Genomic DNA, 1092 nt, shown 5'->3' with positions numbered 1-1092 from the left:
CGATCTTCCCATCCCCGCACCCCGCGCGGAGCGCAGGCTCGATACCGAACCGGCGCTCATTCCCGAGTACATACTGCCGTGAACGTATCCCATCCGCTCCACGTCGTCGGCGTACGGATTCTTCGCGCCGGCGGCCGCCATCGCGAAAGTCCGCAGCTCGCTCGTGTCCGATCCGGATTTCCGATACGTTCCCGCGTTGCCTGCCAACGTGTTTCCAGCCGGTTCGCCGTAGATCACGCTTGCCTGCTTCGCGGCCGTGCTGGATCTGGACTGCCCGTGACACCCAGGCAATGCACAGGCGGCGAACGACGTTGCCGGCGCCATGATCGCCGCCGCGGTCGACACGACGCAGAGAAGCGGTATTGCTTGACGTACATTGAACATCCCACGTGGCTCGTCCATCTCATTTCACCTCATCGGTCAGTCGAATTTTCACTTTCACGTGTGTCGCCGGTGCAGAATGGTCGGCGTTACATACGACTCTCAATCGCATGATGCGAACGTTCGGCAAAGCAGCCAGCTGATCACGTGGCATCCCCGATACCTCCTGCTCACCGATCGTCCGTCTACCTGGCGTCGACATGTCGATGACACCGCGCCACGCCGGGCGACCGGTGTAATCCAGTCCCGTCAACACGAGCGTTTCGCCGGGTTCGCGTCCGGGCGTCGCACGCGCGTCGGCGATCTCGATGGTCAATTCACGCGCTCCACGATGGATCGTGAGGTCGAACGGACGTTGACGCGCGCCGCCGCCGAAGTCGAAACCGGCGTCGATGGCGTCATCGTTGTGGTGAGCGTCACGAATGTGCGCGTCGTCGACGTTCAATTGAACGGCAACATCGAACGATGCTTCCGAATTACTCCGTGGGCTCGAGAACCGGGCTTCCATATCGGATTGCGCCCCGGCGATCACCGGATCGACGATCGTCAAGTTCTTGCAGATATTGGCGATCAATATCTGGTTGACACGGGCCGTAACCGTGGAGTCTCGCGCCTTGACGCCGATTGCCGTGCGTCCGTTCTCGAGCCATATTCCCGTCACATCGAATTGCGGTTGACCGCTTTCGTTTCGAAGCACGGAGCCCATCGTCA

The 1092-nt window shown here is 61.0% G+C and carries 2 protein-coding genes; both read right to left on the bottom strand.

What is annotated here, in order from left to right:
• The coding region (locus ACZ4VL_RS40875; protein WP_468211144.1) for a hypothetical protein at positions 1 to 402 on the bottom strand (402 nt) is incomplete at its 3' end.
• A gap of 1 nt (position 403) precedes the next feature.
• Positions 404 to 1092, bottom strand: a 689-nt coding sequence (locus tag ACZ4VL_RS40870) for a hypothetical protein (protein WP_468211142.1), incomplete at its 5' end; no start/stop codon positions are given.

Source organism: Streptomyces sp. NPDC029014 (assembly GCF_055564695.1).
The sequence above is the reverse complement of the archived record's forward strand: the minus strand, read 5'-3'. Positions and strand labels throughout refer to the sequence as shown.